Annotated in this window: 5 protein-coding genes; 3 read left to right on the top strand and 2 right to left on the bottom strand. The window is 70.4% G+C overall.

Annotated features, from left to right (window positions below; genetic code table 11):
- Positions 1–97: 97 nt before the first annotated feature.
- Both H5411_RS45920 and H5411_RS45915 read right to left on the bottom strand, forming a co-directional pair.
- The gene (locus tag H5411_RS45920; protein ID WP_101435019.1) at positions 98–1,033 is read right to left on the bottom strand and encodes an LLM class F420-dependent oxidoreductase; all 936 of its coding nucleotides are present in this window, start codon (positions 1,031–1,033) and stop codon (positions 98–100) included.
- Positions 1,034–1,057: 24 nt separating this feature from the next.
- Positions 1,058–1,678, bottom strand: coding sequence for a TetR/AcrR family transcriptional regulator (locus H5411_RS45915; protein WP_101435020.1), 621 nt, complete (start codon positions 1,676–1,678; stop codon positions 1,058–1,060).
- Positions 1,679–1,810: 132 nt separating this feature from the next.
- Between H5411_RS45915 and H5411_RS45910 the strand changes: the two genes are divergently transcribed.
- The 3 genes from H5411_RS45910 to H5411_RS45900 all read left to right on the top strand — a co-directional run.
- Positions 1,811–2,332, top strand: a complete 522-nt coding sequence (locus tag H5411_RS45910; protein ID WP_101435021.1) for a hypothetical protein — start codon at positions 1,811–1,813, stop codon at positions 2,330–2,332.
- Between the two features lie 19 nt (positions 2,333–2,351).
- Positions 2,352–3,296: an oxidoreductase gene (locus H5411_RS45905; protein ID WP_101435022.1), complete on the top strand. Its 945-nt coding sequence runs from the start codon at positions 2,352–2,354 to the stop codon at positions 3,294–3,296.
- Between the two features lie 30 nt (positions 3,297–3,326).
- On the top strand, positions 3,327–3,914 hold a 588-nt coding region (locus H5411_RS45900), incomplete at its 3' end, for a lipoyl synthase (RefSeq protein WP_183127952.1).

Here is a 3,914-nt window from a genome sequence, read left to right as displayed (position 1 = left end):
CACCCGCCGCCCGTAGTCACAATCAGCTTCGGGGTGCCCCACCGCAACAGGCCCCACCGCAACGGACCCCACCGCAACAGGCCCCGTCGCAACCGCCTCAATCCAGCTGCGGAGCAACCTCCGACGCCACGAACTCGATGTGGTCCAGATCGGAAAGGTCCAGCACCTGCAGGTACAGCCGGGTGATCCCGGTCTTCTCCCGCCACTGCCCGATCCGGTCCACGATCTCCGCCGCGGTCCCGGCCAGCCCGTTGGCCCGCAGCTCGTCCACCTCGCGCCCGATCGCCCCGGCCCGGCGCGCGACCTCGGCCTCGTCGCGGCCCGCCGCCAGCACGAGCGCGACCGAACGCAGGATTTCCTTGGGGTCGCGGCCGATCGCCTCCGCCGCCGCGTCGACGCGCTCGAACTGCGCGAGCGCGGTTTCGGCGTCCACGAACGGCAGGTTGAACTCGTCGGCGTACTGCGCGGCCAGCGCCGGGGTGCGCTTCTTGCCGCCGCCGCCGATGATCACCGGCGGCGCGGGCGACTGCGCGGGCTTCGGCAGCGCGGGCGAGTCGGCGAGCGTGTAGTAGTCGCCGGAGTAGGAGAACGTCTGCCCCACTGGGGTCTTCCACAGGCCGGTGATCACCGCGAGCTGCTCGGCGTAGCGGTCGAAGCGCTCCTTGAGCGGCGGCAGGGTGAGGCCGTAGGCGGTGTGCTCGTCGTCGTACCAGCCGGTGCCGAGGCCGAATTCCACGCGTCCGCCGGACATCTGGTCCACCTGCGCGACCGAGATCGCGAGCGGGCCGGGGTGGCGGAAGGTGGCCGCGGTGACGAGCGTGCCGAGCCGGACCCGCTCGGTCTCGCGGGCGAGGCCGGCGAGGGTGATCCACGCGTCGGTCGGCCCGGGAAGACCGTCCGCGCTGCCCATCTTGAGGTAGTGGTCGCTGCGGAAAAAGGCGTCGTAACCCGCGGCTTCGGTGGTCCGCGCCACCCGCAGCAGGTCGTCGTAGCTCGCCCCCTGCTGGGGTTCGGTGAAGATCCTCAAGTCCATGCCGCCAGCCTATCGGCGGATCGGTCAGCCCGCGGCGGGCCGTTCCTGCTCTTCGGCCGGGCGGCGCAGCCGGGTCAGCATCCGCGTGATGACGTCCTCGATCTCGGCCCCGACCTTCTTGGGGTCGGCCGCGCCGGCGATCTCGGTCGCCGCGCTCGACAGGGCGCCGAACAGCAGCCGCGCGGTGAGGTCGACCGGCACCGGCTCCACCTCGCCCGCGTCGACGAGCAGCTGCAGCCCGGACCGCACGAGCCCGAAGCTGGACTGTTCCTCGGCCTCGCGCCAGCGTTCCCAGCCCATCACGACCGGACCCTCGTGGATGGCGATCCGCTGGTACGACGGGTCGAGGCAGCTGCGGATGAACGCCTGCAGCCCGCTCATCGCGCGCTCCCACGGCTCGCCGTCGCCGGTCATGATCTTCTGCAGCCGGTCGTAGACCAGGCTTTCCACCTGTTCGAACGCGGCCTCGAAGAGCGCTTGCTTCCCGCTGAAATGGTGGTACAGCGCGCCTTTCGTGACGCGGGCGCGTTTGGCCACCTCGTCGAGCGAGGTACCCGCGTATCCGCGTTTCGTGAACAGTTCGACCGCGCTGTCGACCAGGGCGGATCGGGTCGACTCGGAGTAGTCGAGTCGTCGGGACCTCATTGTCGGCACGCTCACAACCTTACGCCGGGGCCTGCCGGACCATACCCGTGGTATGTTGGCTGCGTCAGGTCCGTACCGGGAGTATGCCGCAGACCGGCAGTATGGCCCGGGTCACGGAAGGGGAGCCACACCATGAGCTGGACCGACTTCTACCGGCGGCGAGAGATCCTCGATGCCGCTGTCCGCCAGGCGAGGCGCGCACCGCGGGAACCGCTGTCGCTGGCCGAAATCCCGGGTGCCGCCGACGAGTTCGGCACCGAAGAGAACCTGTTGCTGGCACTGCAGTACAAGTGGACGCAGCTGCTCAGCGGCTACCTGCGCGCCGAGTTCGCCGACCCCGACGAGGCGGATCTGCCCGGCGACCAGGTCGACGCCGTCACCCGCGCGTGGCGGCAGGCACAGCAGGACCACGAAGACCTCCGCGCGGTGCTGGACGGCGCCCTCGAGCGCTGCCCCGCACTGGAACCGCTGCACCGCACCGAACTGCACATGCTGGCGCTCACCGCGGGCCTCGCCGAACCGGACGAGCCCGCCGACGAGATCGTCAAGGTCGGGCGCACGCTCGACGCGCTCATCCGCGCGGGCGACACCGGCCCGGTCCGCAGGCGCGGTCCGGTCGGGCATCTGATGCGCCTGCTCGCGCCGAGTGCGTGACATGTAGTTAGCTGACCCGATGAACGAACGCTGGACCGAGGCCCGGATCCCCGACCAGAGCGGCCGGACCGTCCTGATCACCGGAGCGAATTCCGGCCTCGGCCTGCGTTCGGCGGAAGTCCTCGCCGCACACGGCGCCCGCGTGCTGCTCGGCTGCCGCTCGCCCGAACGCGGCGAAACCGCCCTCGAACGGGTCCGCGCCGCGGCGTCCGGGACGAAACCCGAACTCGTCCGGCTGGACCTCGCCGACCTGGCGTCCGTCCGCGAAGCCGCCGCCAAGGTGCGCGAACTCACCGGCGACGCGCTGGACGTGCTGATGAACAACGCCGGCGTCATGGCCACCGCGCAAGGCCGCACCGCAGACGGTTTCGAGCTGCAATTCGGCACCAATCACCTCGGGCACGCCGCGCTGACCTGGCTGCTGATGCCCGCCCTGCGCGGCGCACCGGCCGGCCGCGTCGTCACCCTGTCCAGCGTCGCCGCTCTCGGCGCGCACCTGCACTTGGACGACCCGAACGCCGAACGCCGCCCGTACCGCGCGGCAGCCGCGTACGGCCAGGCGAAACTGGCGAACCAAACCTTCGGCATCGAACTGGACCGGCGCCTTCGCGCGGCGGATTCCACCGTGCTCAGCGTGCTCGCGCACCCCGGCTACAGCGCGACCGGCCTGACCACGAACATGGCCGGTTCGTATCAGAATCCCTTGCTTCGCACCGCGATCCGGGAGATCGGCAAGCTCGGCGGAATGCTGCTGGCCCAACGCGTCGAGCACGGCGCGCTGCCGCAGCTGTACGCCGCGACGGCCCCGGACGTCGAAGGCGGCGACTACCTCGGACCGGTCTTCGCCGTCCGCGGCCGCCCGGCGAAGGTCCGCACCCTCGCCCCGGCCCGGGATCCGCAAGCCGGGACCAGATTGTGGGAGCTCACCGCCGAGCTGACCGGCGTCACTCCCGACCCGAGTTGAGGGCGGTTTCCCGGGCGTAGGGTGGAGCCCGTGAGTGCTGCACCGGAGGGGCGGAAGTTGTTGCGGCTTGAGGTGCGCAACAGTGAGACGCCGATTGAGAAGAAGCCGTCGTGGATCAAGACGCGGGTGCGGATGGGTCCGGAGTTCACTGAGCTCAAGGGCCTCGTCAAGCGCGAGGGCTTGCACACCGTGTGCGAAGAAGCCGGGTGTCCCAACATTTACGAGTGTTGGGAGGACCGGGAGGCGACGTTCCTGATCGGCGGGGATCAGTGCACGCGGCGGTGCGATTTCTGTCAGATCGACACGGGCAGGCCTGCTGAGCTGGACCGCGCGGAGCCGCGGAAGGTCGCGGAGAGCGTGCAGGCGATGGGGCTGCGGTATTCGACGATCACCGGTGTCGCCCGGGACGATCTGGCCGACGGCGGGGCGTGGTTGTATGCGGAGACGGTGCGGCAGATCCACGCGTTGAACCCGGGCACGGGGGTGGAGTTGCTGATCCCGGACTTCAACGCGGAGCCGGAGCAGCTGGCGGAGGTGTTCGGGTCGCGGCCGGAGGTGCTGGCGCACAATGTGGAGACGGTGCCGCGGATTTTCAAGCGGATCCGTCCCGGGTTCCGC

It is taken from the genome of Amycolatopsis echigonensis (genome assembly GCF_014174495.1).
Lineage (GTDB): Bacteria > Actinomycetota > Actinomycetes > Mycobacteriales > Pseudonocardiaceae > Amycolatopsis > Amycolatopsis echigonensis.
The sequence above is the reverse complement of the archived record's forward strand: the minus strand, read 5'-3'. Positions and strand labels throughout refer to the sequence as shown.